This is a genomic window from Kitasatospora sp. NPDC042419 (assembly GCF_056437345.1).
The window spans coordinates 398,112-424,153 of sequence record NZ_JBWKAW010000001.1; the positions used below are offsets into that span (position 1 = coordinate 398,112).

Annotated in this window: 25 protein-coding genes; 15 read left to right on the plus strand and 10 right to left on the minus strand. The window is 73.8% G+C overall.

The genetic code is table 11. The features are described 5' to 3' along the window. Positions 1 to 167: 167 nt before the first annotated feature. Positions 168 to 1,637 carry an aminotransferase class V-fold PLP-dependent enzyme gene (locus tag AC067J_RS01795; RefSeq protein WP_478296357.1) on the plus strand — a complete coding sequence of 490 codons (1,470 nt, stop codon included), beginning with the start codon at positions 168 to 170 and terminating at the stop codon, positions 1,635 to 1,637. 9 nt (positions 1,638 to 1,646) lie between these two features. On the opposite strand, the gene AC067J_RS01800 is transcribed toward AC067J_RS01795, so the two are convergent. Beyond that, on the minus strand, positions 1,647 to 2,624 hold the full coding sequence (locus AC067J_RS01800) for a carbohydrate kinase family protein (RefSeq protein WP_478295968.1): 978 nt from the start codon (positions 2,622 to 2,624) through the stop codon (positions 1,647 to 1,649). Positions 2,625 to 2,875: 251 nt separating this feature from the next. Here AC067J_RS01800 and AC067J_RS01805 point away from each other — a divergent pair, with 251 nt between their 5' ends. Both AC067J_RS01805 and AC067J_RS01810 read left to right on the plus strand, forming a co-directional pair. Beyond that, complete coding sequence (locus AC067J_RS01805) at positions 2,876 to 3,094, plus strand: hypothetical protein (protein WP_478295969.1); 219 nt, start codon at positions 2,876 to 2,878, stop codon at positions 3,092 to 3,094. 115 nt (positions 3,095 to 3,209) lie between these two features. After that, positions 3,210 to 3,956 (plus strand): hypothetical protein, encoded by a 747-nt coding sequence (locus AC067J_RS01810; RefSeq protein ID WP_478295970.1) that lies wholly within the window; start codon positions 3,210 to 3,212, stop codon positions 3,954 to 3,956. 130 nt (positions 3,957 to 4,086) lie between these two features. Here the strand turns inward: AC067J_RS01810 and erpA are convergent, their stop codons facing one another. Then, complete coding sequence (gene erpA / locus AC067J_RS01815; protein ID WP_478295971.1) at positions 4,087 to 4,440, minus strand: iron-sulfur cluster insertion protein ErpA; 354 nt, start codon at positions 4,438 to 4,440, stop codon at positions 4,087 to 4,089. A gap of 243 nt (positions 4,441 to 4,683) precedes the next feature. Between erpA and AC067J_RS01820 the strand changes: the two genes are divergently transcribed. After that, positions 4,684 to 5,553, plus strand: coding sequence for a GNAT family N-acetyltransferase (locus AC067J_RS01820; RefSeq protein WP_478295972.1), 870 nt, complete (start codon positions 4,684 to 4,686; stop codon positions 5,551 to 5,553). Positions 5,554 to 5,636: 83 nt separating this feature from the next. Here the strand turns inward: AC067J_RS01820 and AC067J_RS01825 are convergent, their stop codons facing one another. The 3 genes from AC067J_RS01825 to AC067J_RS01835 all read right to left on the minus strand — a co-directional run bounded on the left by AC067J_RS01825 (position 5,637) and on the right by AC067J_RS01835 (position 8,739). Continuing rightward, positions 5,637 to 7,004, minus strand: a complete 1,368-nt coding sequence (locus AC067J_RS01825; RefSeq protein WP_478295973.1) for a pyridoxal phosphate-dependent decarboxylase family protein — start codon at positions 7,002 to 7,004, stop codon at positions 5,637 to 5,639. 197 nt (positions 7,005 to 7,201) lie between these two features. Beyond that, positions 7,202 to 7,666, minus strand: a complete 465-nt coding sequence (locus AC067J_RS01830) for an Lrp/AsnC family transcriptional regulator (RefSeq protein WP_478295974.1) — start codon at positions 7,664 to 7,666, stop codon at positions 7,202 to 7,204. Positions 7,667 to 7,815: 149 nt separating this feature from the next. After that, on the minus strand, positions 7,816 to 8,739 hold the full coding sequence (locus AC067J_RS01835; protein WP_478295975.1) for an NADP-dependent oxidoreductase: 924 nt from the start codon (positions 8,737 to 8,739) through the stop codon (positions 7,816 to 7,818). A 243-nt stretch (positions 8,740 to 8,982) separates the two neighbouring features. Between AC067J_RS01835 and nadA the strand changes: the two genes are divergently transcribed. Next, a complete protein-coding gene (gene nadA, locus AC067J_RS01840) occupies positions 8,983 to 10,167 on the plus strand; it encodes a quinolinate synthase NadA (protein ID WP_478295976.1) in 1,185 nt (394 codons plus the stop codon). 116 nt (positions 10,168 to 10,283) lie between these two features. Here nadA and pspAA read toward each other — a convergent pair whose 3' ends face one another. Both pspAA and AC067J_RS01850 read right to left on the minus strand, forming a co-directional pair. Further along, on the minus strand, positions 10,284 to 10,577 hold the full coding sequence (pspAA, locus tag AC067J_RS01845; RefSeq protein ID WP_478295977.1) for a PspA-associated protein PspAA: 294 nt from the start codon (positions 10,575 to 10,577) through the stop codon (positions 10,284 to 10,286). Between the two features lie 61 nt (positions 10,578 to 10,638). Then, complete coding sequence (locus AC067J_RS01850) at positions 10,639 to 11,442, minus strand: PspA/IM30 family protein (RefSeq protein WP_478295978.1); 804 nt, start codon at positions 11,440 to 11,442, stop codon at positions 10,639 to 10,641. 301 nt (positions 11,443 to 11,743) lie between these two features. On the opposite strand from AC067J_RS01850, the gene AC067J_RS01855 reads away from it, so the two are divergent. Together AC067J_RS01855 and AC067J_RS01860 are read left to right on the plus strand one after the other, a co-directional pair. Continuing rightward, positions 11,744 to 12,343, plus strand: coding sequence for a DUF3043 domain-containing protein (locus AC067J_RS01855; protein ID WP_478295979.1), 600 nt, complete (start codon positions 11,744 to 11,746; stop codon positions 12,341 to 12,343). A 215-nt stretch (positions 12,344 to 12,558) separates the two neighbouring features. Continuing rightward, a complete protein-coding gene (locus tag AC067J_RS01860; protein ID WP_478296358.1) occupies positions 12,559 to 13,257 on the plus strand; it encodes a class I SAM-dependent methyltransferase in 699 nt (232 codons plus the stop codon). A 60-nt stretch (positions 13,258 to 13,317) separates the two neighbouring features. Here AC067J_RS01860 and AC067J_RS01865 read toward each other — a convergent pair whose 3' ends face one another. Then, positions 13,318 to 13,521: a hypothetical protein gene (locus AC067J_RS01865; protein WP_327676433.1), complete on the minus strand. Its 204-nt coding sequence runs from the start codon at positions 13,519 to 13,521 to the stop codon at positions 13,318 to 13,320. A 151-nt stretch (positions 13,522 to 13,672) separates the two neighbouring features. Between AC067J_RS01865 and cobU the strand changes: the two genes are divergently transcribed. From cobU to AC067J_RS01900, 7 genes are all read left to right on the plus strand, one after another. Then, positions 13,673 to 14,245 carry a bifunctional adenosylcobinamide kinase/adenosylcobinamide-phosphate guanylyltransferase gene (cobU, locus tag AC067J_RS01870; RefSeq protein ID WP_478295980.1) on the plus strand — a complete coding sequence of 191 codons (573 nt, stop codon included), beginning with the start codon at positions 13,673 to 13,675 and terminating at the stop codon, positions 14,243 to 14,245. Between the two features lie 28 nt (positions 14,246 to 14,273). Continuing rightward, positions 14,274 to 15,389, plus strand: coding sequence for a nicotinate-nucleotide--dimethylbenzimidazole phosphoribosyltransferase (locus AC067J_RS01875; protein WP_478295981.1), 1,116 nt, complete (start codon positions 14,274 to 14,276; stop codon positions 15,387 to 15,389). Positions 15,390 to 15,546: 157 nt separating this feature from the next. Then, the gene (locus AC067J_RS01880; protein WP_478295982.1) at positions 15,547 to 16,362 is read left to right on the plus strand and encodes an adenosylcobinamide-GDP ribazoletransferase; all 816 of its coding nucleotides are present in this window, start codon (positions 15,547 to 15,549) and stop codon (positions 16,360 to 16,362) included. A 300-nt stretch (positions 16,363 to 16,662) separates the two neighbouring features. Then, positions 16,663 to 18,168 carry a leucyl aminopeptidase gene (locus AC067J_RS01885; protein ID WP_478295983.1) on the plus strand — a complete coding sequence of 502 codons (1,506 nt, stop codon included), beginning with the start codon at positions 16,663 to 16,665 and terminating at the stop codon, positions 18,166 to 18,168. Positions 18,169 to 18,576: 408 nt separating this feature from the next. Continuing rightward, positions 18,577 to 19,983, plus strand: coding sequence for a dihydrolipoyl dehydrogenase (gene lpdA / locus AC067J_RS01890; protein WP_478295984.1), 1,407 nt, complete (start codon positions 18,577 to 18,579; stop codon positions 19,981 to 19,983). 58 nt (positions 19,984 to 20,041) lie between these two features. Next, entirely contained in the window at positions 20,042 to 21,799 is a 1,758-nt protein-coding gene (gene sucB / locus AC067J_RS01895) for a 2-oxoglutarate dehydrogenase, E2 component, dihydrolipoamide succinyltransferase (protein WP_478295985.1), read from the plus strand. A 280-nt stretch (positions 21,800 to 22,079) separates the two neighbouring features. After that, positions 22,080 to 22,595, plus strand: coding sequence for a DUF4240 domain-containing protein (locus AC067J_RS01900; RefSeq protein ID WP_478295986.1), 516 nt, complete (start codon positions 22,080 to 22,082; stop codon positions 22,593 to 22,595). An 18-nt stretch (positions 22,596 to 22,613) separates the two neighbouring features. On the opposite strand, the gene AC067J_RS01905 is transcribed toward AC067J_RS01900, so the two are convergent. Both AC067J_RS01905 and AC067J_RS01910 read right to left on the minus strand, forming a co-directional pair. Continuing rightward, on the minus strand, positions 22,614 to 23,660 hold the full coding sequence (locus AC067J_RS01905; protein ID WP_478295987.1) for a DUF2510 domain-containing protein: 1,047 nt from the start codon (positions 23,658 to 23,660) through the stop codon (positions 22,614 to 22,616). 256 nt (positions 23,661 to 23,916) lie between these two features. After that, entirely contained in the window at positions 23,917 to 24,417 is a 501-nt protein-coding gene (locus AC067J_RS01910) for an N-acetyltransferase family protein (protein WP_478295988.1), read from the minus strand. A 193-nt stretch (positions 24,418 to 24,610) separates the two neighbouring features. On the opposite strand from AC067J_RS01910, the gene AC067J_RS01915 reads away from it, so the two are divergent. After that, on the plus strand, positions 24,611 to 25,516 hold the full coding sequence (locus AC067J_RS01915; protein ID WP_478295989.1) for a TIGR01777 family oxidoreductase: 906 nt from the start codon (positions 24,611 to 24,613) through the stop codon (positions 25,514 to 25,516). The last annotated feature ends 526 nt before the right edge of the window (positions 25,517 to 26,042 follow it).

Genomic DNA, 26,042 nt, shown 5'->3' on the forward strand with positions numbered 1-26,042 from the left:
GCAGGTCATCCTAGGCATTCGGGGTCCGTACGCCCGATCGGGGGATGACCTCGGACGACGTACGTGACAGTCCGTCGGACGCGGACTATTCGGACATTCGGGGTGATCGACTGACGGTCGGTGAGCCCCCGGGGCAGCCCGGAATACACCCGGGAGTGTCGTTAAATGTGACCGTGTACTTCGATGTGGCCTCCACCGCACCGCTCCACCCCGTCGCGCGGCAGGCGCTGACCGCCGCCCTGGACGAGGGATGGGCCGACCCCGCCCGGCTCTACCGATCCGGGCGGCAGGCCCGGATGCTGCTGGACGCCGCCCGCGAGACCGTGGCCGGGGTGCTCGGCTGCCGGGCCGACGAGATCGCCTTCACCGCGAGCGGGACCCAGGCGGTGCACCTCGGCGTGCTGGGCGCGCTGGCCGGGAACCGGCGGCGCGGCGGGCACCTGGTGCACTCCGCCGTCGAGCACTCCAGCGTGCTGCACGCCGCCGACCGGCACGAGGGCGCCGGCGGCGAGGTCTCCGTCGTCCCGGTCGACCGGTACGGCCGGGCCGCCCCCGAGGGGTTCGCGGCGGCGCTGCGGCCGGACACCGCGCTCGCCGTGCTGCAGTCCGCCAACCACGAGGTGGGCACCGTCCAGCCGGTCGCGGAGGTGGCCGAGGCCTGCGGGGACGTGCCGCTGCTGGTGGACGCGGCGCAGAGCGCCGGGCGGGTGGACGTGCCGCGCGGCTGGTCGCTGCTGACCGCCAGCGCGCACAAGTGGGGCGGGCCGGCCGGGGTCGGGGTGCTCGCGGTGCGCAAGGGCGTCCGGTACTCCTCCCCGCTGCCCGCCGACGAGCGCGAGGGCGGCCGGGTACCGGGGTACGTCAACGTGCCGGCGATCGTCGCGGCCGCCGCCTCGCTGCGGGCGGTCCGGGCCGAGGCCGACCGGGAGAACGCCCGGCTGTACGAGCTGGTCGAACGGATCCGGAGCAGGGTGCCGCGCCTGGTGCCCGAGGTGGAGGTGGTGGGCGACCCGGTGCGGCGGCTGCCGCACGTCGTCACCTTCTCCTGCCTGTACGTGGACGGCGAGGTGCTGCTGACCGAGCTGGACCGGGCCGGCTTCGCGGTCTCCTCCGGCTCCTCCTGCACCTCGTCCACGCTGACCCCCAGCCACGTGCTGGCCGCGATGGGCGTGCTCACCGAGGGGAACGTCCGGGTCTCGCTGCCGTACGGCGCCGCGGAGGCGGACGTCGAGCGGTTCCTGACCGTCCTGCCCGGGCTGGTGGCCCGCGTCCGCGCCCCGCTGGGGCTGGACCTGGCCCTGCCGCCCGCGGCCGACTCCGACTCCTCCGCCGACTCCTCTGCCGGTTCGGGCTCCGGCTCCGGCTCCGGCTCCGGGGAAGCGGAGCCGGCGGAGGAGCCGACCACCGTCCTCGACGCCCTCGGCAAGCGCTGCCCGCTGCCCGTCATCGAGCTGGCGAAGCGGATCGGCGGGGTGCCGGTGGGCGGGACGATCGCGGTGCTGGCGGACGACGAGGCGGCCCGGCTGGACGTCCCGGCCTGGTGCGGGATGCGCGGACAGGAGTACCTGGGCGAGGCCCCGGCCACCGAGTACGGCGGCGACCGGGGCGTGGCCTACCTGGTGCGGCGGACTACCTGACCGAACGGACTACTTGACCAGGTGCGCCCGGACGTCGGCGGCGGCCTCGGAGCCGTAGGCGGCCTCGAAGCGCTGCAGGAAGGCGTGCGGGCGCAGCTCGTACTCCTGGGTGCCGACGGTCTCGATCACCAGGGTGGCGAGCATGCAGCCGAGCTGCGCGGCGCGCTCCAGCTCCAGCTGCCAGGAGAGGCCGGCCAGGAAGCCGGCCCGGAAGGCGTCGCCGACGCCGGTCGGGTCGGTCTTGCTGTTCTCGGGGGCGCAGCCGACCACGACCGGGGCCTCGCCCTTGCGGTCGATCCGGACGCCCTTGCTGCCGAGGGTGGTGACCCGGGTGCCGACCCGGCCGAGGATCTCGTCGGCGTCCCAGCCGGTCTTGGACTCGATCAGCGCGGCCTCGTACTCGTTGGTGAAGAGGTACGCGGCGCCGTCGACGATCTGGCGGATGTCGTGGCCGTCGAGGCGGGCCAGCTGCTGGGAGGGGTCGGCCGCGAAGGCGAAGCCGCGGGTGCGGCACTCCTGGGTGTGGCGGACCATCGCCTGCGGGTCGTCCGCGCCGATCAGCACGAGGTCCAGCCCGCCGACCCGGTCGGCGATCGGCTTGAGCTCGATGTTGCGGGCCTCCGCCATGGCACCGGTGTAGAACGAGGCGATCTGGTTGTGGTCCTCGTCCGTGGTGCACATGAAGCGGGCGGTGTGCCGGGTCTCGGAGATGTGGACGGACCGGCAGTCCACGTTGTTGCGCTCCAGCCAGCTGCGGTACTCCGCGAAGTCCGCGCCGGCCGCGCCGACCAGCACCGGGCGCAGGCCCAGCACGCCCATGCCGAACGCGATGTTGGGCGCGACACCGCCGCGGCGGATGTCCAGGGTGTCGACCAGGAAGGACAGCGACACGGTGTGCAGCTGCTCGGCGACGAGCTGGTCGGCGAACCGGCCCGGGAACGTCATCAGGTGGTCGGTCGCGATCGAGCCGGCGACGGCGATACGCACGGGGTCTCCTCAGAATGGCGGCAGGGCCATGGGACGGCGGGGGTGTAACCCACCCACGGTACCCGGCGGGAGGTGGGGGCCAGCAAGAATGCCTCCTGCGGCACCCCCCGCCCCCTCCCGTGTACTACCCTCCGGTAGCTCTGGTGGGGGCCGGAGGACCGGCCTAGGGTCGCTGACAGGGGGCCGTTCCCGGCCCCGCCCAGGCCCGTGGCACTTCTGTCACGGCACCGCTGGATCGGAAGTGATGGCCGATGATGCCCAGTCACCACCCGCTGCGGGTTCCGCCCGCCCTGCTCGGCGACGCGGACGGGGATTCGCTGGACGCGCTGGTGGACTCCTCGCGGCGGCTGCGCCGGTTCTGGCCGCTGCTGGCGACCGGCCCGCAGGACAGCGCCCCCGCCCGGGCCGCGCTCCGCGTCCCCTCCCGGACCCAGCGGCTGGTCGCGGGGATGCCCGAGTACGGCCTGTAGGGGCTTCCGGAGCACTCGCCGGGTGAGCACGGGGAACCGGAATCGTCCGGGGCACGTCACACCGGCGCGGTGCGGCCCCGGAGGCGTGCCGCTGAGCCCTCGGGAGGAAGTACAGATGGATCTGGAGACGATGCCCCGGCGTTCCGGCCGGGCACGCGCGGTGACACTGGCGGGTCTGGTGCTGTCGGCGGCGGCCGTGCTGGCCGGGTGCGGTGACGGGGAGGGCAAGGCGGGTTCGGACGCGGCTCCCGGTACGCGGGAGCCGGCGGTGAGCTCGCCCTCCTCCCCCGGCGCGACGGGCACCGCCGAGGCTCCGTCGCCGACCGCCCCGGCCCCGGCGTCCCCGTCGGCTCCGGCTCCGGTGACCACCCCGCCGGCCGACCCCTCGGCGACCGCCCCCGACCCCCGGCCGGCCAGCCCCGCGCCGGCCACCACCGTCCCGGGCCCGGCGCTGACGCCGACCCCGGCGCCGACGCCGCCGGGCGGCAACGGCATCGCGATCGGCGAGCCCGCGCCGAACGGCACCCCGAACGGTTCGCAGGTGCACCCGGCGATCACCTACCGGGCGGACGGCAACAAGTTGACGGTCTGGTTCTACGGCGGGGTCTGCGAGCGGTACGCGCTCAAGGCCGACGAGTCGCACCCGGGCCGGGTGGACATCCGGGTGACCGTCGCGGCGCCGATCCCGGCCGGGCAGGCCTGCGCCGACCTGGCCAAGCGGCAGACGGTGGCCTTCGACCTGAAGCAGCCGCTGCAGGGCCGTACGGTGACCGACCTGGCGACCGGCCGCGAGGTGCCGCTGGAGGCCGATCCGCACGTCGGCCCGGATCCGGTCGGCCCGGAGATCGCCGGCACCCCGTAGTACCCCGTAGCCGGTACTCCCTGAGCGGCACCGCGCAGGCAGCACCGCACAGGCGGCTCCGCGCGGAAACGTTTTCGCGGACACGACGAAGGCGGCCCCGGATGTCCCGGGGCCGCCTTCGCTCGAACGACTAGCTGAACGAGTCGCCGCAGGCGCAGGAGCCGGTGGCGTTCGGGTTGTCGATCGTGAAGCCCTGCTTCTCGATGGTGTCGACGAAGTCGACGGTGGCGCCGCCCAGGTACGGGGCGCTCATCCGGTCGGTGACGACCTTGACACCGTCGAAGTCCTTCACGACGTCGCCGTCGAGCGAGCGCTCGTCGAAGAACAGCTGGTAACGCAGGCCGGAGCAGCCGCCGGGCTGGACGGCGACCCGCAGCGCGAGGTCCTCGCGGCCTTCCTGCTCCAGCAGGGCCTTGACCTTGCCCGCGGCGGCGTCGGTGAGGAGGATGCCACTCTCTACGGTGGTCTCGTCCTGGACGGTCATCTGCTTTCTCCCGGTCTTGACGACGGTTCTGCCGCCAGTGCCAACCAACGGCCGTCCGGTTTCATTTCCCGGACGGCGGTCTATTCGGCTGGTCCGCGGCGGCGGGGTTTCCGTGGGCCGGGTGTGCCACCCGCTCCTACGCTCCCCATGCTCGCACACCGGCGGGGCGAGCGGTCACGCCCGAGTGGTCCGATCCCGGCGAACCGGCCCCGCGGCGGCACCGGTGCGGCCAGGATGGAGGCCATGATCCTGCGCCTGGTCCAGGACACCGCCGCCGACGCGGAGGTCGTCCAGCACATCGCCCGCGCCGCGTTCGCCTCGCTGCCCGACTCCCCCGGGGCCGCCGACCAGCCCCGCTCGCGGGTCTACCGGCTGGCCCGCACCAGACATCTCGTCCGCACCGACCCGCAGGGCTGCTGGCTGGCCGAGAGCGACGGCGAACCGGTCGGCGCGGTGCTGTCGCTGCGCCGCGAGGGGGTGTGGGTGCTCGCCCTGTTCGCGGTGGTCCCGCACGCCCAGGGCAAGGGCGTGGGCCGGCTGCTGCTGGAGCGGGCCGCCGCGCACGGGCGGGGCTGCCTGCGCGGGATGCTCTGCGCCTCGCCGTCCCCCGCGGCGGCCCGCCGCTACCGGCTGGCCGGGTTCACCCTGCACCCGGCGATGCGGCTGACCGGGCGGGTGGACCGGTCCGGTCTGCTCGACCCCGGGGACATCCCGGTGCACCCGGGCAACGCCACCCACCGGCACCTGCTGGACTCGGTGGACCGGCGACTGCGCGGCGCCGCGCACGGCCCGGACCACGAGCTGCTGCTGGCGCACTGCGACGAGCTGCTGGTCGCGGACGCGCTGGCGGGCAGCGGCTACTGCTACCGGGACGGCGGCGAGGTGAAGCTGCTGGCGGCGTCCTCGAAGCGGATCGCCGTCCGGCTGCTGCGCGAGGCGCTGGCCCGGGTCCCGGACGGCACGGACGCGCAGGTGGAGTTCCTCACCGCCGAGCAGGAGTGGGCGCTGGACGTCGGGCTGGAGCTGGGCCTGACCCTGGAGACCCGGGGCTACCTGGGTCTGCGCGGGATGCGCCCGCCGGCGCCGTACCTGCCGAACGGCGCGCTGCTCTAGGGTCCGTCCCGGACGCGCGAACCCCCGCCGGACGTGCCCGGCGGGGGTTCGGAGAGCCTGCGGGACGGGCCCTGGGCCTGGACCTAGACCATCGTGTCGAGGATCTCGCGGACCATCTCCATGGTGGTGCCCGGGTGCAGGAAGGCGAAGCGGGCGACCGTCTCGCCGTCCCAGCCGGTGGGGGTGACGAAGCCGATCTGGTCCGCGAGCAGCTGCTGCGACCAGCGGTAGTAGTCGTCGTTGGTCCAGCCGGTGCGCTTGAAGCAGACCGCGGAGAGCTGCGGGTCGAAGAGCAGTTCCAGGTTCTCGGTGTCCCGGATCAGCTGGGCGGTGTCCTGGGCGAGCTTGAGGCCGGCCTCGATGGCGTCGGTGTACGCCTGGACACCGTGCACGGCGAGCGAGAACCAGAGCGGCAGGCCGCGGGCGCGCCGGGTCAGGTGGTAGGCGTAGTCGGTGGGGTTCCACTCGTCGCCCTCGGTGTGCAGGACGTCCAGGTAGGAGGCGTCCTGGGTGTGCACGGCCCGGGCGAGCTGCGGGTTGCGGTAGATCAGCGCGGCGCAGTCGAACGGGGCGAACAGCCACTTGTGCGGGTCCACCACGAAGGAGTCGGCGTGCTCGATGCCGTCGTAGCGGGCGCGCACGGAGGGTGCGAAGAGGCCCGCGCCGCCGTAGGCGCCGTCCACGTGGAACCACAGGTCGCGCTCGCGGGCGACCTCGGAGAGGCCCTGGAGGTCGTCGACGATGCCCTCGTTGGTGGTGCCGGCGGTGCCGACGACCGCGATCACCGTCTCGGGGTTCGGGTCGGCGGCCAGGGCGGCGCGCAGCGCCTCGCCGGTGAAGCGCCGGTTCACGGTCGGGACCTTGAAGGCCTCGACGCCGATGATGTTGAAGGTGTTCTTGACCGAGGAGTGCACCTGGTCGGCGACGGCGATCCGCAGCCGCGCCTCCGGGCCGACGCCGAGGCGGCGGCGGGCGGTGTCGCGGGCGACGACGAGGGCGGAGAGGTTGCCGGCCGAGCCGCCGGAGACGAAGGTGCCGCCGGCCGTCCCGGGCATGCCCGCGCGGTCCGCGATCAGGCGCAGCACCTGGTTCTCGGCCGCGATGGCGCCGGCCGCCTCCAGCCAGGAGATGCCCTGGAGCGAGGCGCAGGAGACGACCATGTCGAACAGCAGCGCGGCCTTGGTCGGGGCGCACGGGATGAAGGACAGGTAGCGCGGGCTGTCGGCGGAGATCACCGCGCGGGAGAGCTCGTGGTCGTACAGCTTGAGCACGTCGGCCGGGGCGTTGCCGTGCTGGTTCAGCAGGCCGGACAGCTGGGTGCGCAGGTGCTCGCCGTCGCCGGGGTGGTCGAGCGGGACGGGGTCGTACTGCAGCCGGTCGCGCATGTAGTCGAAAACCAGGTCGACCAGGTCGCTGTCGGGCCGGTGCATGCGGTCGGGGGCTGCGGACACGGGTGTCCCTCTCGGCTGTGGGGGTCGGGGAGGGCCCGGTGGCACGGGGATGGGCACCGTACCGCCGGACGTGATCAGCGTAGGCAGCGCCGGGCTTCCGCCGCGCGTCGGAACGCGGCCGGTCAGGCAGGTTTCGGGCGTCTTCGGCGGGGCTCGCGCAGGATTCCTGCGCGGGCGCGGAATCGGCCGTCCGGAGGTCAGCCGATGAGCTGGGAGAGGACCACGGAGGAGCGGCTGCGCTGGACCCCGGGCTCGCGGCGGATCCGCTCGATGACCGCCTCCAGGTGGCGCATGTCGGCGGCGCGCAGGTGGACCAGGGCGTCCGGGTCGCCGGTGACCGTCCAGGCGGCGATCACCTCGGGGAACTGACGCAGACTGGCCAGGATCTCCTCGGGCGCGGTCCGCTCGCGGCAGTAGACCTCGACGAAGGCCTCGGTCTGCCAGCCGAGGACCGAGGGGTCGAGCACCACGGTGAAGCCGCGGACCACCCCGCGCGCCCGCAGCCGGTCGATCCGGCGGCGGACGGCGGTGGCGGAGAGGTTCACCTGCAGGCCGATCTCGGCGTACGAGGCCCGGCCGTCCCCGGCCAGCCGGGCGAGGAGCATGCGGTCGGTCTCGTCCAGGGAGGCCCCGACCGTCTCGTGCGCTCGGCTGCTGCTCATCGGTGCGGGGCTCCACGGGTCGTGCGGCATCGGGGACGGGGGGCGGGACGGCGACGGCCCGCCGAAACGGTTCTGCACCATTCTGGCGGATGACAGGACCGAGTCCACCGCTGGCAGATGACGGCCTGCGGTCGGTCCGCGGTCGCGCCTCAGTCCACCAGGAGCACGATCTTGCCCCGGGTGCGGCCCTCCGCGCTGAGCGCCTGGGCGGAGGCGGCCTGGGCCAGCGGGAAGGTGGACGCGACGGTCACCGTCAGCCCGCCCGCGTCGGCGAGCGCGGCCAGCTCGGCCAGCCCGGCGGCGTCCGGACGGACCCAGACGTAGTGGCCGCCGCGCGCCTTCACGCCGAAGTCGGCGATCGAGGCGATCCGCGCCGGATCCGCGACCAGCCCGGCGGAGACCTCGACGGCGTCGCCGCCGACCAGGTCCAGCGCGGCGTCCACGCCGTCCGGGGCCAGTGCGCGGACCCGGTCCGCCAGCCCCTCGCCGTGGGCGACCGGCTCGGCGCCGAGACCGCGCAGGTAGGCGTGGTTGCGCTCGCCCGCGGTGCCGATCACCCGGGCCCCGGCGGCCCGCGCGAGCTGGACGGCGAGGTGGCCGACGCCGCCCGCGGCGGCGTGCACCAGGACGGTGTCGCCCGCGCCCACGCCGACCGCGCGCAGGGCCTGGAGGGCGGTGAGCCCGGCCAGCGGCAGCCCGCCGGCCTGCGCCCAGTCCAGCGCGGCCGGCTTGCGGGCCAGCGTGCGGACGGGTGCGGAGACCAGTTCGGCGTAGGTGCCGTGCTCGACCGAGTCCTTGCGGACGTAGCCGTAGACCTCGTCGCCGGGGGCGAACTCGGTGACCCCGCCGCCGACCGCGCGCACCACCCCCGCCGCGTCCCAGCCCATCACCATCGGGAAGTGCGCGTCGAGCAGGCCGTCCAGCCGCCCGTCCCGCACCTTCCAGTCCACCGGGTTCACCCCGGCCGCCCTGACCTGCACCAGTACCGAGTCCGGGCCGACCTTCGGGTCCGGCAGGTCGGTGTACTCGACCACCTCGGGGCCGCCGTAGCGGCGGATCGCGATTGCCTTCATGGGCCCAGCCAATCCCGGGCGGGCGCGGATCCCGGCCCGGCCACGCCGGACCGCGCCACAACTTCCCTCCGGCCCGCCGGAACTTCCCTCCGGCCGCGCCACCACGCGCCGAACCGGCGAGCGGTTCTCGTCACATCGACAGGATGGCCATCGTCACTCTGACGCTAACCGGTTATCATAGATTGCGTCAGATAGACGAAAAGGCTTCACCGCTCGATCGGCCGCACAGAAGGGCACCCGCCCGTGACCACCACCATCACCGAGACCTACGGCGTCGACCCCACTCCGACGCCGCTCGCTCTGCTGCTGCTCGGCCGCGAGGCCGACCCGAACAGCGAGCGCGGCGTCGAGTGTCCCGGCGACCTTCCGCCGGCCTCCGACCCGGACCTCGTCCAGCGCGCCCGCGCGGCCAAGGCCGCCCTCGGGGACCGCGTCTTCATCCTGGGCCACCACTACCAGCGCGACGAGGTGATCGAGTTCGCCGACGTCACCGGCGACTCCTTCAAGCTCGCCCGCGACGCGGCGGCCCGCCCGGAGGCCGAGTACATCGTCTTCTGCGGCGTGCACTTCATGGCCGAGTCGGCCGACATCCTCACCGGCGACGCCCAGCAGGTCGTGCTGCCGGACCTCGCGGCCGGCTGTTCGATGGCCGACATGGCCACCGCCGACCAGGTCGCCGAGTGCTGGGACGCGCTGACCGACGCCGGCATAGCCGACGTCACCGTCCCGGTCTCGTACATGAACTCCTCCGCCGACATCAAGGCCTTCACCGGCCGGCACGGCGGCACCATCTGCACCTCCTCGAACGCCAAGCGGGCCCTGGAGTGGGCCTTCGAGCAGGGCCAGAAGGTGCTCTTCCTGCCCGACCAGCACCTCGGCCGCAACACCGCGGTGCGCGACATGGGCTTCTCGCTGGACGACTGCGTCGTCTACAACCCGCACAAGCCGAACGGCGGCCTCACCGCCGAGCAGCTGCGCGCGGCGAAGATGATCCTCTGGCGCGGCCACTGCTCGGTGCACGGCCGCTTCAGCCTGGACTCGGTGAACGACGTCCGCGCGCGGATCCCCGGCGTCAACGTCCTGGTGCACCCCGAGTGCAAGCACGAGGTCGTCGCGGCCGCCGACATGGTGGGCTCGACCGAGTACATCATCAAGGCGCTGGACGCCGCCGAGCCCGGCTCCAAGTGGGCCATCGGCACCGAGCTGAACCTGGTCCGCCGGCTCGCCAAGGCGCACCCGGACAAGGAGATCGTCTTCCTCGACCGGGCGGTCTGCTTCTGCTCCACCATGAACCGGATCGACCTGCCGCACCTGGTCTGGGCGCTGGAGTCGCTGGTCGAGGGCCGGGTGCCGAACGTGATCAGGGTCGACCCGGAGACCGAGAAGTACGCCAAGGCCGCGCTGGACCGGATGCTGGCCCTGCCGTAGCGCCGCGTCCCGGCCGCGGCCGGGGCTCGACCGCAGGACCGCGGGACCGCGACCAAAAGGGCGGGCCCCCTCCGTACGGAGGGGGCCCGCCCGCGTGTCTGGCGCGGAGACGGCGGCTATCCGGGGATCCCCGGGATCAGGCCGTCACCTTCGTCCCGCAGCAGCTGCCGGACCTCGTCGATCGTCGCATCGGCATCCGGGAGGATCAGATCGGACGGCTCCAGGGAGTCGTCCGGCAGCGCGGTGCCGAATTCCTTCACCGCACCGAGCAGCTCACCGAGCGCCCGGCGGAAGTGTTCCTCGTCCCCCGACTCCAGTGCGGTGAGGAGCTCCTCGTCGAGCTCGTTGAGCCGGTTCAGATGGGTCTCGCCCACCTGGAACTGCCCCTCACCCATGACCCTCATGATCATGCCGTGCGTCTCCCTGTTCCTGGGGAATGTTTCCCGAAGGTGTTCCGGGGTGGAGCTCAGATCACTTGTTGTAATTGATGCGCGGGCTGTCCTGCTGCGGGGCGGAGTCCTGCGGGCGGCCCTGCTCGATCGCCTGCGGGCCGGAGGCCGGGGAGCCACCGGTCAGCTCGGCCTTCATCCGGGCCAGCTCCAGCTCGACGTCCGAGCCGCCGGCCACCCGCTCCAGCTCGGCCTCGATGTCGTCCTTGCGGCCGAGACCGCTGGCGTCGTCGAGCGCGCCGGAAGCCAGCAGCTCGTCGATCGCACCGGCCCGGGCCTGCATCTGGGCGGTCTTGTCCTCGGCGCGCTGGATGGCCAGGCCGACGTCGCCCATCTCCTCCGAGATGCCGGAGAAGGACTCCGCGATCCGGGTCTGCGCCTGCGCCGCGGTGTAGGTCGCCTTGATGGTCTCCTTCTTGGTGCGGAAGGCGTCCACCTTGGCCTGCAGCCGCTGGGAGGCCAGCGTGAGCTTCTCCTCCTCGGCCTGCAGCTGCTGGTACTGCGTCTCCAGGTCGGTGATCTGGGACTGCATGTTCGCCTTGCGGGTCAGCGCCTCGCGCGCGAGGTCCTCCCGGCCGAGCGAGAGCGCCTTGCGGCCCTGGTCCTCGTACTTCGCCGACTGCTGCTGCAGCTGGGTCAGCTGGAGCTCCAGACGCTTGCGCGAGGTGGCCACGTCCGCGACGCCCCGTCGCACCTTCTGCAGCAGCTCCAACTGCTTCTGGTACGAATAGTCGAGCGTCTCTCGCGGGTCTTCCGCGCGATCCAGGGCCTTGTTCGCCTTGGAGCGGAAGATCAGCCCCATACGCTTCATGATTCCGTCGCTCATGGGCCTCGGGTGCCCCCTTCTCCGGCCTGCGGTCTCTATCTCGTTACCAGACACGACGAGTGTATGTGCAGCGAGCCCGTCGCCGCAGTGCACCTGCCTGCAACAAGCCTGCTACAGCCGACCCCCTCGCGGCCTCCTCCGCGGGGTGGATCCCGCCCTCGTCCCACCCTCCGGTCAGCGGAGTGATCCCCTACGGGAAACCCCCCGGAAACCCGTACCGGGGTACTGTCCGGCCGGATCGATATGCGTTTGGGTCCGAGGACACCGGAAGAAGCCGCCCCGCACCCCGTACGCTGGTGGTGTGTTCCGACGCCGTTCAGATGATGCCGCTGCCTCCGCCGCCGTGCTGGAGAAGCAGGACGAGACGACCCAGCCCCGCGACCCGCAGGCGAAGAAGGGCCGGCCCACGCCCAAGCGCAGTGAGGCCGAGGCCAACCGGCGTACCCGCGTGACGGTGCCCAAGGACCGCAAGGAGGCCTCCCGCCAGGCCCGCGAGCGGATGCGCGCCGAGCGCGAGAAGCAGCGCACCGCGCTGCTGGAGGGCGACGAGCGCCACCTCCCGGCCCGCGACAAGGGTCCGGTGCGCAAGTTCACCCGTGACTACGTCGACGCGCGCTGGTCGCTGGCCGAGTTCTTCCTCCCCGCCGCGGTGCTCATCCTGGTCCTCAGCATCGTCAAGGTGCAGTCCGTCCAGCTGCTCTCCACCGTGCTGTTCCTGCTCTTCTTCGTCCTGGTGATCCTGGACTTCGTCCGGCTCGGCTTCGGCCTGCGCAAGCAGCTCGCCGAGCGGTTCGCCGGGCAGAACACCCGCGGCGCGGTCGCCTACGGCCTGATGCGCATCCTGCAGATGCGCCGGCTGCGACTGCCCAAGCCGCAGGTGCGGCGCGGGGAGAAGCCCTGACCGCCGAACCGGTGGACTCCGGCTGGGCCCCTCCCGTCTGGGACGGGCCCGGCCTCTACGCGCTCCCCGGGCAGGGTGACGGCGGCCACGACCGGATCGCCCAGGAGCGGGCCGGCCACGAGCGCCGGCTGCCCTCGCGCAGCGGCTCCTTCGCCGCCGGCACCGGCCACTGGCTGGAGCGGCTCGGCACCCTGCGCAACCTCGTCCGGCAGGAGATGGTCGCCCGGCAGCTCGCCGAGCAGCTCACCGGGCGCAGCGCCCAGCGCGTGCTCGACATCGGCTGCGGCCAGGGCACCCAGGCGCTGCGACTGGCCCGGGCCGGCCACTACGTCACCGGCATCGACTCCGACCCGGACGCGCTCGGCGTCGCCCAGGGGGCGCTGGCGGAGGAGCCGGACGAGGTCCGCGACCGGATCCAGCTGCTCATCGGCGACGGCCACCAGTGCGGGCGCTGGTTCGGCGCGCGCAGCTTCGACGTGGTGCTCTGCCACGGCGTCCTGATGTACCTCCCGGACCCCGATCCGATGATCGCCTCGCTGGCCCGGCTGCTCGCGCCCGGCGGACTGCTCTCGCTGCTGGTCCGCAACCGCGACGCGCTGGCCCTGCGGCCCGCCGCCTCCGGCGACTGGCGGGCCGCCCTGCACGCCTTCGAGAGCGATCGGTACTACAACCGGCTCGGGCTGGCGGCCCGCGCCGACCGGATCACCGACCTCGCCGTCACCCTCTCCGAGGTGTCCGTGCCGCTGCGGCACTGGTACGGCGTCCGGGTCTTCACCGACAACACGCCCGACGACGCGGCGCCGCCGGTCGACGGCCGGCAGCTGGCCCAGCTGCTGGAGGCCGAGGAACGGGCCGGCCGGACCGACCCCTACCGGCAGGTCGCCGCGCTGCTCCACGTCATCGGGATGAAGTAGCCCCCGGAGCGGCTCCCCCGGTGCCCCTGGTGCCCCTGGTGCCCCCGGCTCCCCGGGGCCTCACGCCTCGTGCAGGCTCATCGAGTAGATCTCACGGCCGTCGTCCAGCAGCACGGCGGTGTCCACGCCGTCCTCGGCCAGCTGCTTCCAGGCCTCCCCGATCCACGTCTCGGCGTCCCCCTGGCCGGCGAACTCCTCCACCTGGCCGTCGCCCGGTGCCACCGCGGTGCCGTCCGCCTTCTCGTACCGCCACGTCCAGACCATGCCCGGCTCCTCCCACTGGCGACCACCCGCGACCGCTGCCGGTCGCCGATGGTCGCTGCTGATCGCTGATGGCGCGCTTGTGCTGCGCAGCCTAAGTCCTCAGGTTGCCCAGCAGGATCTTCGGTATGCGCGGTGGGAGAGGATGGGACGCATGACTGACGACGCCCCCCTGCCCCGCACGCTCGTCCTCGGCGGCGCCCGGTCCGGCAAGTCGACCAGGGCCGAGCAGCTGCTCGCCCCGTACGGCGACGTGCTGTACGTCGCGACGAGCGGCACCCGGGACGGGGACTCCGAGTGGGCGCAGCGGGTCGCCCTGCACCGGGACCGGCGGCCGGCGAGCTGGCGCACCGCCGAGACCTGCGCGCTGGAGGCGGTGCTGGCGGACGCCTCCGACCCGGCACCGGTGCTGATCGACTGCCTGGCGCTCTGGCTCACCGCGGTGATGGACGACTGCGGCGCCTGGGACGACCTGGTGTGGGCGGACGGCGGCGAGGCGGCCGTGCAGGCCCGCTGCGAGTCGCTGGCCGCGGCGTGGGCGGCCACCGGGCGGCGCGTGGTGGCCGTCAGCAACGAGGTCGGCATGGGCGTCGTCCCGGCCACCGCCGCCGGACGCCGGTTCCGCGACACCCTGGGCCGGCTGAACATGGCGGTCGCCGACGCGTCCGAGCGTGTGCTGCTCGTCGTGGCCGGGCAGGTTCTCACCGTCAAGCCCGCCGTTGGCTGAACACCCACGGCGTGTAGCCTTCCGGACGATGGACACGACCGTGGATCTCGATACGTTCTCCTCGCTCGTCGAACGCCCCGACGAGAGCGCCCGACGCGCCGCCGAGGAGCGCTGGCAGGAGCTGGACCGGCCGCGCAACGGCCTCGGCAGGCTGGAGGAGCTGGGCGCCTGGCTGTCGTCCGTGCAGGGGCGCTCCCCCGTACGGCCGCTCTCCGCGCCCAAGGTGGTGCTGTTCGCCGCCGACCACGGGGTGGCGGCCCTCGGCGTCTCCCGGCTGCCCGCGCAGGGCGGCACCGCGGCGCGGGTCCGGGCCGTCCTCGACGGCACCGCGCCGGTCGCCCTGCTCGCCCGGCGCTTCGGCGCCGAGGTGCGGGTGGTCGACGTCGCGGTCGACGCGGACGCCGCGGACTTCCCGGACGAGGTGACGGCCCACCGGGTGCGGCGCGGCTCCGGCCGGATCGACGTCGAGGACGCGCTGAGCCCCGAGGAGACCGCCGAGGCGTTCCGGGCCGGGATGGCCGTCGCCGACGAGGAGGCCGACGCCGGGACCGACTTGGTGGTGCTGGGCGACCTCGGGGTCGGCGCGACCACGGTGGCGGCGGTGCTGGTCGGCGCGCTCTGCGGGACGGACGCGGCGGCGGTCACCGGGCGCGGCTCGGGCATCGACGACAAGGTGTGGATGGTCAAGTGCGCGACCGTCCGGGACTCGCTGCGGCGGGCCAGGCCGGTCCTGGGCGACCAGCTGGCGCTGCTCGGCGCGACCGGCGGCGCGGACTTCGCGGCGATCACCGGGTTCCTGCTGCAGGCCGCGGTGCGCAAGCTCCCGGTGGTGCTGGACGGGGTGGTCTCGTCGGCGTGCGCGCTGGTCGCGCAGCGGATCGCGTTCCGGGCGCCCGAGTGGTGGCGGGCCGGGCAATCCAGCGGCGAGCCGGCGCAGGCCAAGGCGTACGACCGGCTGACGCTGACGCCGCTGCAGGAGCAGGGCATCACCATGGGCGAGGGCGTGGGCGCGCTGATGGCGCTGCCGCTGCTGCAGGCCGCGTCGGACACGCTGGCGGAGAAGGTGCCGGCGCCGTTCGTACCGGCCGCTCCGAAGGAGTCGGCGAAGCTGCCGTCGGCGGCGGAGCTGCTGGGCCGGCTGTAGGAGACGTCTTGTGGCCCCCGGGCCGCCGGGGGCCGTCCGCGACGGCGATCCGGCGGCCCGGGGGCCTTTCGCCGTGCGCGGCCCCCGGCGCCCCGCGGCGCGCGGGAGGCGGGCCGGCGGGGAGTACGGAAGGCTGGTCACGGTGGAGGCACGGGCGATGACGGGCGGGCAGGGCGCGGACGGGCCGGGGCCGGACGGGCGGGCCGGATGGGCGGACGGGCTGCGGTTCGCGTTCGGGACGCTGTCGGTGCTGCGGGTCCGGGTGGAACGCTGGGACCGGGCCGCGGGCGGCCGGGCGATGATCGCCGCACCGCTGGTCGGCGTCGTCCTCGGAGCGTCGGCGGCGGGCACCGGGGCACTGGTGGCGTGGCTCGCGGGCGGACCGCTCGGGGCGGTCGCGGCCGTCGCGGTCCTGGCGGCCCTGACCCGGGGGCTGCACCTGGACGGGCTCGCCGACGTCGCCGACGGCCTGGGCAGCGGCAAGCCCGCCGAGGACGCGCTGCGCATCATGAAGCAGTCGGACATCGGACCGTTCGGCGTCCTCACCCTGGTGCTGGTCCTGCTCGCACAGGTCGCCGCGCTGTCCGGGCAGTTCTCCGCCTCCCCGCTGCGCGGCGCACTGACGGTGCTCGCGGCGGCGGTGGCCGCGCGGTGCGCGCTCGCCTGGGGGTGCCTGCGGTCGGTGCCGGCCGCGCGGCCGGGCGGGCTCGGCGCGATGGTGGCGAGCACGGTGACGCCGGCGGCGGCGGTGCTGTCGACCGGCGCCGCGGCGTTGCTGACCGCGCTCGCCGGACTGTCTGACGGCTGGTCAGCCCTGCGGCTGCCGCTTGCCGTTGTCGTCGGCACGGGCTGCGCCGTGCTGCTGTTGCGGCGCTGCGTGCGACGGTTCGGCGGGATCACCGGGGACGTGCTCGGCGCGATGGCGGAGACCGCCGCGACCGGGACCCTGCTGACGATCGCGCTGGCGGGCTGAGTACGGCGCCAAAGCCCCTGCACCGAAAGGCGGTACACCGGGCGGCGCGTGATCCCAGCATGCGGACTACCATGCGGGGAGCACCGCAGCCCTGCACCGTCGCAGGTCCTGCCCGGCCGACGCGCGTTGGGGCGCCGGGGCCTCTGGTGTGTGCGGCCGCCGCGGGGCGGCGGGGGCACACAGCCAGGGGCCCCGGGCCCGACGGGCCCGGCCGGACGGCCCTGGCCGGCGGTTCCGGGCTGCGCCGGTGCGGCACCCGCGCCGACCGGCCGTGGACCGCGAAAGAACAGGACGCATTACGTGACTGCATTGTCTGTGAGCACCTCCTCCGCCGCTTCGCTGCGCGCGGACGCCCTGGTGATCGGTGTCGCGAAGGGCCCCAAGGGCATTGTGCTGGCCCCCGGCGCCGAGGCCGTGAGCGAGGCGTTCGAGGGCAAGCTGGCCGAGATCCTCACCACGCTGGGCGCGACCGGCGCCGAGGGCGAGGCCGTCAAGGTGCCCTCCCCCTCCGGCCTGAAGGCCGCGCTCGTGCTCGCGGTCGGCCTCGGCGACGCCGCCGAGGGCGCCTACGAGCTGGAGGCCCTGCGCCGCGCCGCCGGTGTCGCCGCCCGTACCCTCGCCGGCAGCAAGAAGGCCGCGCTGGCCCTGCCGGCCGAGTCGGCCGAGGAGATCGAGGCGGTCGCGCTGGGCGGCCTGCTCGGCGCCTACGCGTTCGGCACCTACAAGAACAACGGCGGTGCCAAGGAGCCGGTCGGCGAGCTGATCGTGCTCTCGACCCGCAAGGGCAGCAAGGACGCCAAGGCGGCCGTCGAGCGCGCCCTCGTCGTCGGCGAGGAGATGAACCGCGCCCGCGACCTCGTCAACACCGCGCCGAACGACCTCAACCCGAAGGGCTTCGCCGCGATCGCCCAGGCGGCCGGCAAGGAGCACGGCCTCAAGGTCGAGGTGCTGGACGAGAAGGCGCTGCTCAAGGGCGGCTTCGGCGGCCTGCTGGGCGTCGGCAACGGCTCGGTCAACCCGCCGCGGCTGGTGAAGGTGGCGTACACCCACCCGAAGGCCAAGGCGAGCCTGGCGTTCGTCGGCAAGGGCATCACCTACGACTCGGGCGGCATCTCGCTCAAGCCGGCCGGCCACAACGAGACCATGAAGTGCGACATGGCCGGCGCCGCCGCGGTGTTCGCCGCCGTGGTCTCCGCCAAGCGCCTGGGCCTGGCCGTCAACATCACCGCCTGGCTGGCCCTCGCCGAGAACATGCCGTCCGGCTCGGCCACCCGCCCGGGTGACGTGCTGCGGATGTACGGCGGCAAGACCGTCGAGGTCCTGAACACCGACGCCGAGGGCCGCCTGGTGCTGGCCGACGCGATCGTGCGGGCCGGCGAGGAGAAGCCGGACGTCATCGTCGACGTGGCGACCCTGACCGGCGCGATGATGCTGGCGCTGGGCAACCGCACCTTCGGCGTGATGGCCAACGACGACGAGCTGCGCTCGGCCCTGCACGCGGCCTCCGGCGAGGTGGGCGAGCAGTCCTGGCCGATGCCGCTGCCGGCGGAGCTGCGCAAGGGCATGACCGAGTCGACCATCGCCGACCTCGCCAACATGGGCGAGCGGATGGGCGGCGGCCTGGTGGCCGGCCTGTTCCTGAAGGAGTTCGTGGCCGAGGGCATCGACTGGGCGCACCTGGACATCGCCGGTCCGGCGTTCCACGAGGGCGCGCCGTTCGGCTACACCCCCAAGGGCGGCACCGCGAGCGCGGTCCGCACCCTGGTCCGCTTCGCGGAGCAGAAGGCGGCGGGCGGCAAGGCCTGACCGACCGGGACCGCCTTCGGGCGGAGGACGGCCGTGGGACGGGGTCCGGCGCGAGCGCGCCGGACCCCGTCCGGCTTCCCGGGAAGGGTTACCCGCCGGTAGGGGGCGTGGCAGGGGATCCGCACCCCTGTTCGCTGCGGGCGAAACTTTGTTCCACACTGCGGAACCAGGCGCTCCGGAGTCCCCGCCGACACCTTCGGGCCCGCTGTCAACCCCGCGTTGAGCTGCGGTGATGCCCCTCCGTCCGGGGTGTTCCCACCCCTGCGACCGCCCTTCGGGACACCCCTGGACCGGACCCGGACATCAGCCGCCGCGAACAAGTGCGAAGATGTATTTCCGGCACGACTGGGCGCCCCACAAAGGCTTCCGAACTACCGGACCGTGACCGGCCCGGCGATCCACACCCCATTGCATGGAGGACGTGACGTGGCGAACGACGCCAGCACCGTTTTCGACGTAGTCATTCTCGGAGGCGGAAGCGGCGGTTACGCCGCGGCGCTCCGCGCCGCCCAGCTGGGCCTGAGCGTCGCCCTGATCGAGAAGGGTGAGCTCGGCGGCACCTGCCTGCACCGCGGCTGCATCCCGACCAAGGCGCTGCTGCACGCGGCCGAGATCGCCGACGAGACGAAGGAGGCCGCCGAGTTCGGCGTGCTGGCCACCTTCCAGGGCATCGACATCAACGGCGTCCACAAGTACAAGGACGACGTCATCGCCGGCCTGTACAAGGGCCTCCAGGGCCTGGTGGCGTCCCGCAAGGTCACCTTCATCCAGGGCGAGGGCAAGCTCTCCTCGCAGACCTCGGTGGACGTCAACGGCCAGCGCGTCGAGGGCCGCCACATCGTGCTGGCCACCGGCTCCGTGCCGCGCTCGATCCCGGGCCTGGAGATCGACGGCAACCGCGTGATCTCCTCCGACCACGCCCTCAAGCTCGACCGCATCCCGAAGTCGGCCGTCATCCTGGGCGGCGGCGTGATCGGCGTCGAGTTCGCCTCGGTCTGGAAGTCGTTCGGCGTCGAGGTCACCATCGTCGAGGCCCTGCCGCACCTGGTCCCGCTGGAGGACGAGAACTCCTCCAAGCTCCTGGAGCGCGCCTTCCGCAAGCGCGGCATCAAGTTCGAGCTGAAGGCCCGCTTCTCCGGCGTCGAGTACACCGAGACCGGTGTGCGCGTCTCCACCGAGAACGGCAAGCAGATCGACGCCGACCTGCTGCTGGTCGCCATCGGCCGCGGCCCGGTCTCGGCCGGCCTCGGCTACGAGGAGAACGGCGTCGCGATGGACCGCGGCTACGTCCTCGTCGACGAGTACATGCGCACCAACGTGCCGACCATCTCGGCCGTCGGCGACCTCGCCCCGACCCTGCAGCTGGCCCACGTCGGCTTCGCCGAGGGCATCCTGGTCGCCGAGCGCCTGGCCGGCCTCAAGCCGGTGCCGATCGACTACGACGGCGTCCCGCGCGTGACCTACTCCAACCCCGAGGTGGCCTCCGTCGGCATCTCCGAGGCCAAGGCCGTCGAGCTGTACGGCAAGGAGAAGGTCGTCACCCTCAAGTACAACCTGGCCGGCAACGGCAAGAGCAAGATCCTGAAGACCGCCGGCGAGATCAAGCTCGTCCAGGTCAAGGACGGCGCCGTGGTCGGCGTCCACATGGTCGGCGCCCGGATGGGCGAGCAGGTCGGAGAGGCCCAGCTGATCTACAACTGGGAGGCTCTGCCGGCGGAGGTCGCGCAGCTCATCCACGCGCACCCGACCCAGTCCGAGGCTCTGGGCGAGGCGCACCTGGCGCTGGCCGGCAAGCCGCTGCACGCGCACGACTGATCGCGCCCCACACCCCCCAACTTCCAGTACGCAAGACTTGATAGGAGTCGCTGAAACCATGGCGGTCTCAGTAACACTGCCCGCGCTGGGCGAGAGCGTTTCCGAGGGCACCGTCACCCGTTGGCTGAAGGCCGAGGGTGAGCGCGTGGAGGTCGACGAGCCGCTGCTCGAGGTCTCGACCGACAAGGTCGACACCGAGATCCCGGCCCCGGCCTCCGGCATCCTGGCCTCGATCAAGGTCGGCGAGGACGAGACTGTCGAGGTGGGCGCCGAGCTGGCGATCATCGACGACGGCTCCGGCGCCCCGGTCGCCGCTCCGGCTCCGGTCGCCGAGGCCGCTCCGGCTGCTCCGGCCGCCCCCGTCGCCGAGGCCCCGGTCGCCGCTCCGGCCGCCCCGGTCGCCGCTCCGGCCGCCGACGCCACCCCGGTGCTGCTCCCCGCGCTGGGCGAGTCGGTCTCCGAGGGCACCGTCACCCGCTGGCTGAAGGCCGAGGGTGACACGGTCGAGGTCGACGAGCCGCTGCTCGAGGTCTCCACCGACAAGGTCGACACCGAGATCCCGTCGCCGGTCGCCGGCACCCTGGTGAAGATCCTGGTCGGCGAGGACGAGACGGCCGAGGTCGGCGCCCAGCTCGCGCTGATCGGTGCCGCCGGTGCCGCCGTGGCCGCTCCGGCCCCGGTCGCCGCCCCGGCTGCTCCGGCTCCGGTCGCCGCCCCCGCTCCGGCCGCCCCGGCCGCCGCCCCGGCTCCGGTCGCCCCGGCCGCGCCCGCCCCGGCTCCGGTGGCCGCTCCGGCCCCGGCCGCCCCGGTGGCCGCCCCGGCTCCGGTCGCCCCGGCCGCGCCCGTCGCCGCCCCCGCTCCGGCCGCGCCGGCCGCCCCGGTGGCCGACGCCGGTGACGCCTACGTCACCCCGCTGGTCCGCAAGCTCGCCGCCGAGCAGGGCGTCGCGCTGGCCTCCGTCACCGGTACCGGTGTCGGCGGCCGCATCCGCAAGCAGGACGTCCTGGCCGCCGCCGAGGCCGCCAAGGCCGCGCCGGCCCCCGTCGCCGCTGCCGCCCCGGCCGCCGCGCCGAAGGCCGCCGCCGCCCCGTCCCCGCTGCGCGGCCAGACGGTCAAGATGACCCGCATGCGCAAGGTCATCGGCGACAACATGCTGAAGGCCCTGCACGAGCAGGCCCAGCTGACCAGCGTGGTCGAGGTGGACGTCACCAAGATCATGTCGCTGCGGAACAAGGCCAAGGACGGCTTCCTCGCCCGCGAGGGCGTCAAGCTGTCCCCGATGCCGTTCTTCGTCAAGGCCGCGGCCCAGGCGCTGAAGACCAACCCGGTCGTCAACGCCCGGATCAACGAGGCCGAGGGCACCATCACCTACTTCGACACCGAGAACATCGGTATCGCGGTGGACTCCGAGAAGGGTCTGATGACCCCGGTCATCAAGGGTGCGGGCGACCTCAACATCGCCGGCATCTCCAAGAAGACCGCGGAGCTGGCCAGCAAGGTGCGCGGCAACAAGATCACCCCGGACGAGCTGTCCGGCGCCACCTTCACCATCAGCAACACCGGCTCGCGCGGTGCGCTGTTCGACACCGTGATCGTCCCGCCGAACCAGGTCGGCATCCTGGGCATCGGCGCGACCGTCAAGCGCCCGGTCGTCATCGAGGCCGACGGCGGCACCGCCATCGGCATCCGTGACATGACCTACCTGTCGCTCTCCTACGACCACCGCCTGGTGGACGGCGCCGACGCCGCCCGCTACCTGGTGGCCGTCAAGGAGATCCTGGAGGCCGGCGAGTTCGAGGTCGAGCTCGGCCTGTAAGGGTCCGCAGAGGTACCGGAACCCCGCGTCGTCCACGGACGGCGCGGGGTTCCGCGTTCTCCTGGGTGCGGCGAGGTGCCCGGTGCTGGTCGGGTCTGCTCCGAGCTGTTCCGGGCTGCTCCGGGTCCGCCGCGTGCTCGCTTCGCGGGGCTCCCGCGGGTGCGGAGGCGCCGCGCGGTGCCGGATTTTCCTGCGATTCCGGGTTTTTCCTGCGGTTCCGGGGTGATTCGCCCGGTCATCGCATGCGCTCGTGCTGGGGAACAGGGATGCTGGAGCGGTGATGGACGAGACCGACTTCTGGCAGATCATCGACGAGACCCGGGAAGCCGCCGACGGCGACCCGGACGAGCAGGCCGAGCGCCTGGTGGAACGGCTCGCCCAGCTGGCCCCGCCCGATGTCATCGACTTCGCGCGGCTCTTCGAGTCCCGGTTCCAGCGCGCCTACCGCCACGACCTGTGGGGCGCGGCGTACCTGTTGCTCGACGGCGCCTCCGAGGACACCTTCGACTACTTCCGCTGCTGGCTGATCGGCCAGGGCCGGGACGTCTTCGAGGGCGGGCTGCACGAGCCGGACGACCTGGCGGACCTGCTGCCCGACTTCGACGAGGAGGAGGACGGCGAGGCCGAGGACCTCGGCTACGCCGCCGACGAGGCGTACGAGCAGCTGACCGGACTGCCGCTGCCCGAGGTGGGCGAGCGGCAGCCCGCGCGGCCGTCCGGAGCCGCCCTGGACTTCGACGACCCGGACGTCATGGCGAAACGGTTCCCCAAGCTCTGGGAGCGGTACGGGGACTGAGAGCACCGCGGCGGGCGGTCAGGTGTTGGAGCCGCCCGCCGCGCTGGTGTCCTGCTTGATGCCCCTGAGGATCTGGTCCAGCACGGTCGGGTCGGGTGCGCCCGCGGCGTCGTCCACCCCGCCCTCGAAGGCCACGTAGCCGCCGCCCTTGGCCGGCACCGCCACCATCAGGATGTAGCCCTTGCTCCCGTCCGCGGTGACGATGTGCCAGCGCACCGCGTAGCCGGAGATGCCCGCGACCGTGGTGCTGGACGAGCCGGCGTCGGTGTGCGAGGCGATGTTGCTGAAGATCGCCGCGGCGTAGGTGGGCATCGCGGCCTCGGCGGCCGCCCGGGCCGTGGTGCCCGAGATGGTGTCCTTCTCCACCGAGAACTGGCCGCGGATGCAGGAGCCGCCGCCGGGGCAGGTGTACCGGCCGCTGCCGAGGAAGACCGTCGAGTGCTCGCCGTCGGTCGTCGCGTCCCAGCCGTCGAAGACCGGCACGGTGATGGCGTGCTGGGGGTCGGCCACGGTGTCCTTGACCGCCGGCGCGGGGCGCGCGGTCGTCGTGGGGGTGGTCCCCCGGGTCGGGGTCGGGGTCGGCGTCGGCGTCGGCGTCGGGGTGGCCGTGGGGCTCGGGGTGTCCGTGACGGTGACGGTCGCCGGAGTGGTCGGGCCGGCCGTCGGCGTGCCGCCGCCGCTGTTGAGCGCGATGGCGGCCACCACGCCGACCACGGCCAGCACCCCGACCACGATGCCGACGGCCGTGCCGGTCTTCATCCGGTTCGGCTGCTGCTGGGGCGGATAGGCGGCCGGCGGGTAGCCGTAGGAGGGCGGGTTCTGCGTCGGGTAGCCGTACCCGGGCTGCCCCTGCTGCTGGGCGCCGTAGCCGTAGGAGGGCGGCGCGGAGGCCTGCGGCGGGTTCTGCCAGGAGACCTGTGTCGGGGCGTCGGCGATCTGGCCGCCGCCCGCCTGGACGGGACGCACCTCGCTCGTCCAGGCGTTGCCGTCCCACCAGCGCTCATGACCGGCCGTGCCGTCCGCACCCGGTACCGGGTACCACCCCGGAGGCGTCGAGTTGCTCACGGCCGTACGGTACCCGTCCGGGTGACGGTCCAGACAGGCTGGGTCTGTCACGACTCTGCACCACCCGTGTCCGGATCTGACGACTCGTCGGCAACGTGGCTGGTGGGGGCGGGGAGCGAGGTGCGGGGCGGGGGAGCGAGGTGCGGGCCGGGGGTGCCGGGCCGGTCCCCGGCGGGTGCGGGACCGGCGGCACGGACCGGGGTGGGGCTGGGCCCGGGCCTGCGCCCGGGCTGGTGGAGGGGCCGCTGGAGGGGGGTCAGGCCGTCAGGGTGCGGGCCATGAAGACGTCGTCGACGTACCGGCCGTCGATCAGGAACTCCTCGGCCAGCACGCCCTCGACGGCGAAGCCGCAGCGCTCGTAGAGGCTCCGGGCCGGGGTGTTGTGGCCGAGCACGCGCAGGGTGATCCGGCGGGCGCCCTGCGCGCGGGCGGCCTCGCAGGCGGCCTCGACCAGTGCGACACCGATCCCCCGGCCCCGGGCCGCGGCGTCGACCGCCAGACCCTGGATCTGGCGGACGTGCTGGTTGCTGACCAGCGGCGTGGGCGGGACGACGCGGACGTAGCCGACGATCCGGTCGCCGAGCAGGGCGAGCAGGAACTGGTCCGGGGCGTGGCGCTCGTCGAACACGCCCGCGTCCTCGGCGGGCTGCGGGGCGACGTCGGCCAGCCAGGTCCAGGCCGCGCGGTTGAGGGCGGAGAGTTCCTTCTCGTCCTCGGAGTGGGCGGGACGGATGATCAGATCGTCGGCTTCGCGCATGCGCGTCATGCTAATCAGGACCTCCCCGGGCGTACACGGAATTAACGGCCGGAGCGGGACGGCCGGAGTGCCACGGCGGCGGCGCCGCGGCTCCCGACGCGACGATCCCCCGGCGCCGGTCCGTGCCCCCGGTCGGCGGCGCTCCGGGCGGCAGGGTCCCGGCCGACGGGGTCCCGACTGCGAGGATGGCCGCATGAGAATCGCGGTCACAGGATCCACGGGACTGATCGGCTCGGCACTCGTCGGCTCACTGCTGGCGGACGGTCACGAGGTGGTGCGGCTGGTCCGGCACCGGTCGAAAACCGGTCCGCGGCCGGACGGCACCACCGCCATCGGCTGGAACCCGCTGCTGGGCCAGATCGACCGGGCCGGGCTGGCCGGGGTCGAGGCCGTCGTGCACCTGGCCGGCGCCGGGGTCGGCGACCGCCGCTGGACCGACGCCTACAAGCGGGAGATCCGGGAGAGCCGGGTGCTCGGCACCGAGACGCTCGCCAACGCCGTGGCCGGACTGGCCGAGCCGCCGCGGGTCTTCGTCAGTGCCTCGGCGGTCGGCTACTACGGGCAGACCGGGGACCGGGTGATCGACGAGGAGTCGCCGGCCGGGGACGACTTCCTGGCGGAGGTCTGCGTCGAGTGGGAGGCCGCCGCCGGCGCGGCCGAGCGGGCCGGGGTCCGGGTGGTGCACCCGCGGACCGGGCTGGTGCTCTCGGCGGCCGGCGGCGCGGGCGGGCGACTCTTCCCGCTCTTCCGGCTGGGCCTCGGCGGGCGGCTCGGCGACGGCCGCCAGTACTGGAGCTTCATCTCGCTGGCCGACGAGGTCGCGGCACTGCGGTTCCTGATCGACCGGAACGACCTGAGCGGCCCGTTCAACCTGACCGCGCCGGAGCCGGTGACCAACGCCGAGCTGACGGCCGCGCTCGGGCGGGAGCTGCACCGGCCGACGCCGTTCCCGGTGCCGGAGGCCGTCCTGGGCGCGGTGCTGGGCGAGCTGGCGATCGAGGTGGTCGGCAGCCACCGGGTGGTGCCGCGGCGGCTGCTGGAGGCGGGCTTCCGGTTCCGGCACCCGGACGTGGACTCGGCGGTGCGGGCGGCGCTCTGACCGGACGGCGGGGTGGGGGCCTGCTGCCCGGCGGTCGGGCCCGGGCGGGCGGCACCCGGCGGACCCTCGGGCCGCGGGGCCCGGCCGGACGGGCGACCCGGCGGACGGGCGGCCCGGCGGACGGGGTGGCGGGCGGGGTGGCGGGCGGGACGGCAGGCGGTGGCCCGGCGGCGGGGGCGCGCGGTCGCTCCCGCCGCCGCCGCGTAGGCGCGGTACGACATCCGCCCTGGCCAGGGGCATATGCCCGGCGGAGTACGGGCGGGGCTCCGGGAGGGGGCGCACGGGAGCATGCGGCGGGCGCGTCGCACGCCCCCGGTGACCGTGTGCGCCCGCCGGACCGGAATCCCGCCCGGATCGAATCACAGTCCGTGACCGAGCCCCCACCGGATGCTGTCGCTCCTCTTCCCGGCCCCGGATCCGGCCCGATGTGCCTGTCTGACGCTCACACTGACTGGGCATCACATCGTCGGACCGTGTCCCAGCACCCCGCTGCCTGCGCCGGCCCGAAACCCCGGGACCAGGGAGG

Excerpts from the sequence above, each read along its gene's own strand:
- AC067J_RS01880 (WP_478295982.1), top strand. The coding sequence starts at position 15,547 with ATGACGGGCGGGCAGGGCGCGGACGGGCCGGGGCCGGACGGGCGGGCC.
- AC067J_RS01830 (WP_478295974.1), bottom strand. The coding sequence starts at position 7,666 with ATGAGCAGCAGCCGAGCGCACGAGACGGTCGGGGCCTCCCTGGACGAG.
- sucB (WP_478295985.1), top strand. The coding sequence starts at position 20,042 with ATGGCGGTCTCAGTAACACTGCCCGCGCTGGGCGAGAGCGTTTCCGAG.
- AC067J_RS01900 (WP_478295986.1), top strand. The coding sequence starts at position 22,080 with ATGGACGAGACCGACTTCTGGCAGATCATCGACGAGACCCGGGAAGCC.
- AC067J_RS01805 (WP_478295969.1), top strand. The coding sequence starts at position 2,876 with ATGATGCCCAGTCACCACCCGCTGCGGGTTCCGCCCGCCCTGCTCGGC.
- AC067J_RS01860 (WP_478296358.1), top strand. The coding sequence starts at position 12,559 with ATGGTCGCCCGGCAGCTCGCCGAGCAGCTCACCGGGCGCAGCGCCCAG.
- AC067J_RS01850 (WP_478295978.1), bottom strand. The coding sequence starts at position 11,442 with ATGAGCGACGGAATCATGAAGCGTATGGGGCTGATCTTCCGCTCCAAG.
- AC067J_RS01820 (WP_478295972.1), top strand. The coding sequence starts at position 4,684 with ATGATCCTGCGCCTGGTCCAGGACACCGCCGCCGACGCGGAGGTCGTC.
- AC067J_RS01835 (WP_478295975.1), bottom strand. The coding sequence starts at position 8,739 with ATGAAGGCAATCGCGATCCGCCGCTACGGCGGCCCCGAGGTGGTCGAG.
- AC067J_RS01875 (WP_478295981.1), top strand. The coding sequence starts at position 14,274 with ATGGACACGACCGTGGATCTCGATACGTTCTCCTCGCTCGTCGAACGC.
- AC067J_RS01915 (WP_478295989.1), top strand. The coding sequence starts at position 24,611 with ATGAGAATCGCGGTCACAGGATCCACGGGACTGATCGGCTCGGCACTC.
- AC067J_RS01910 (WP_478295988.1), bottom strand. The coding sequence starts at position 24,417 with ATGCGCGAAGCCGACGATCTGATCATCCGTCCCGCCCACTCCGAGGAC.
- pspAA (WP_478295977.1), bottom strand. The coding sequence starts at position 10,577 with ATGATCATGAGGGTCATGGGTGAGGGGCAGTTCCAGGTGGGCGAGACC.
- AC067J_RS01810 (WP_478295970.1), top strand. The coding sequence starts at position 3,210 with ATGGATCTGGAGACGATGCCCCGGCGTTCCGGCCGGGCACGCGCGGTG.
- AC067J_RS01865 (WP_327676433.1), bottom strand. The coding sequence starts at position 13,521 with ATGGTCTGGACGTGGCGGTACGAGAAGGCGGACGGCACCGCGGTGGCA.
- cobU (WP_478295980.1), top strand. The coding sequence starts at position 13,673 with ATGACTGACGACGCCCCCCTGCCCCGCACGCTCGTCCTCGGCGGCGCC.
- erpA (WP_478295971.1), bottom strand. The coding sequence starts at position 4,440 with ATGACCGTCCAGGACGAGACCACCGTAGAGAGTGGCATCCTCCTCACC.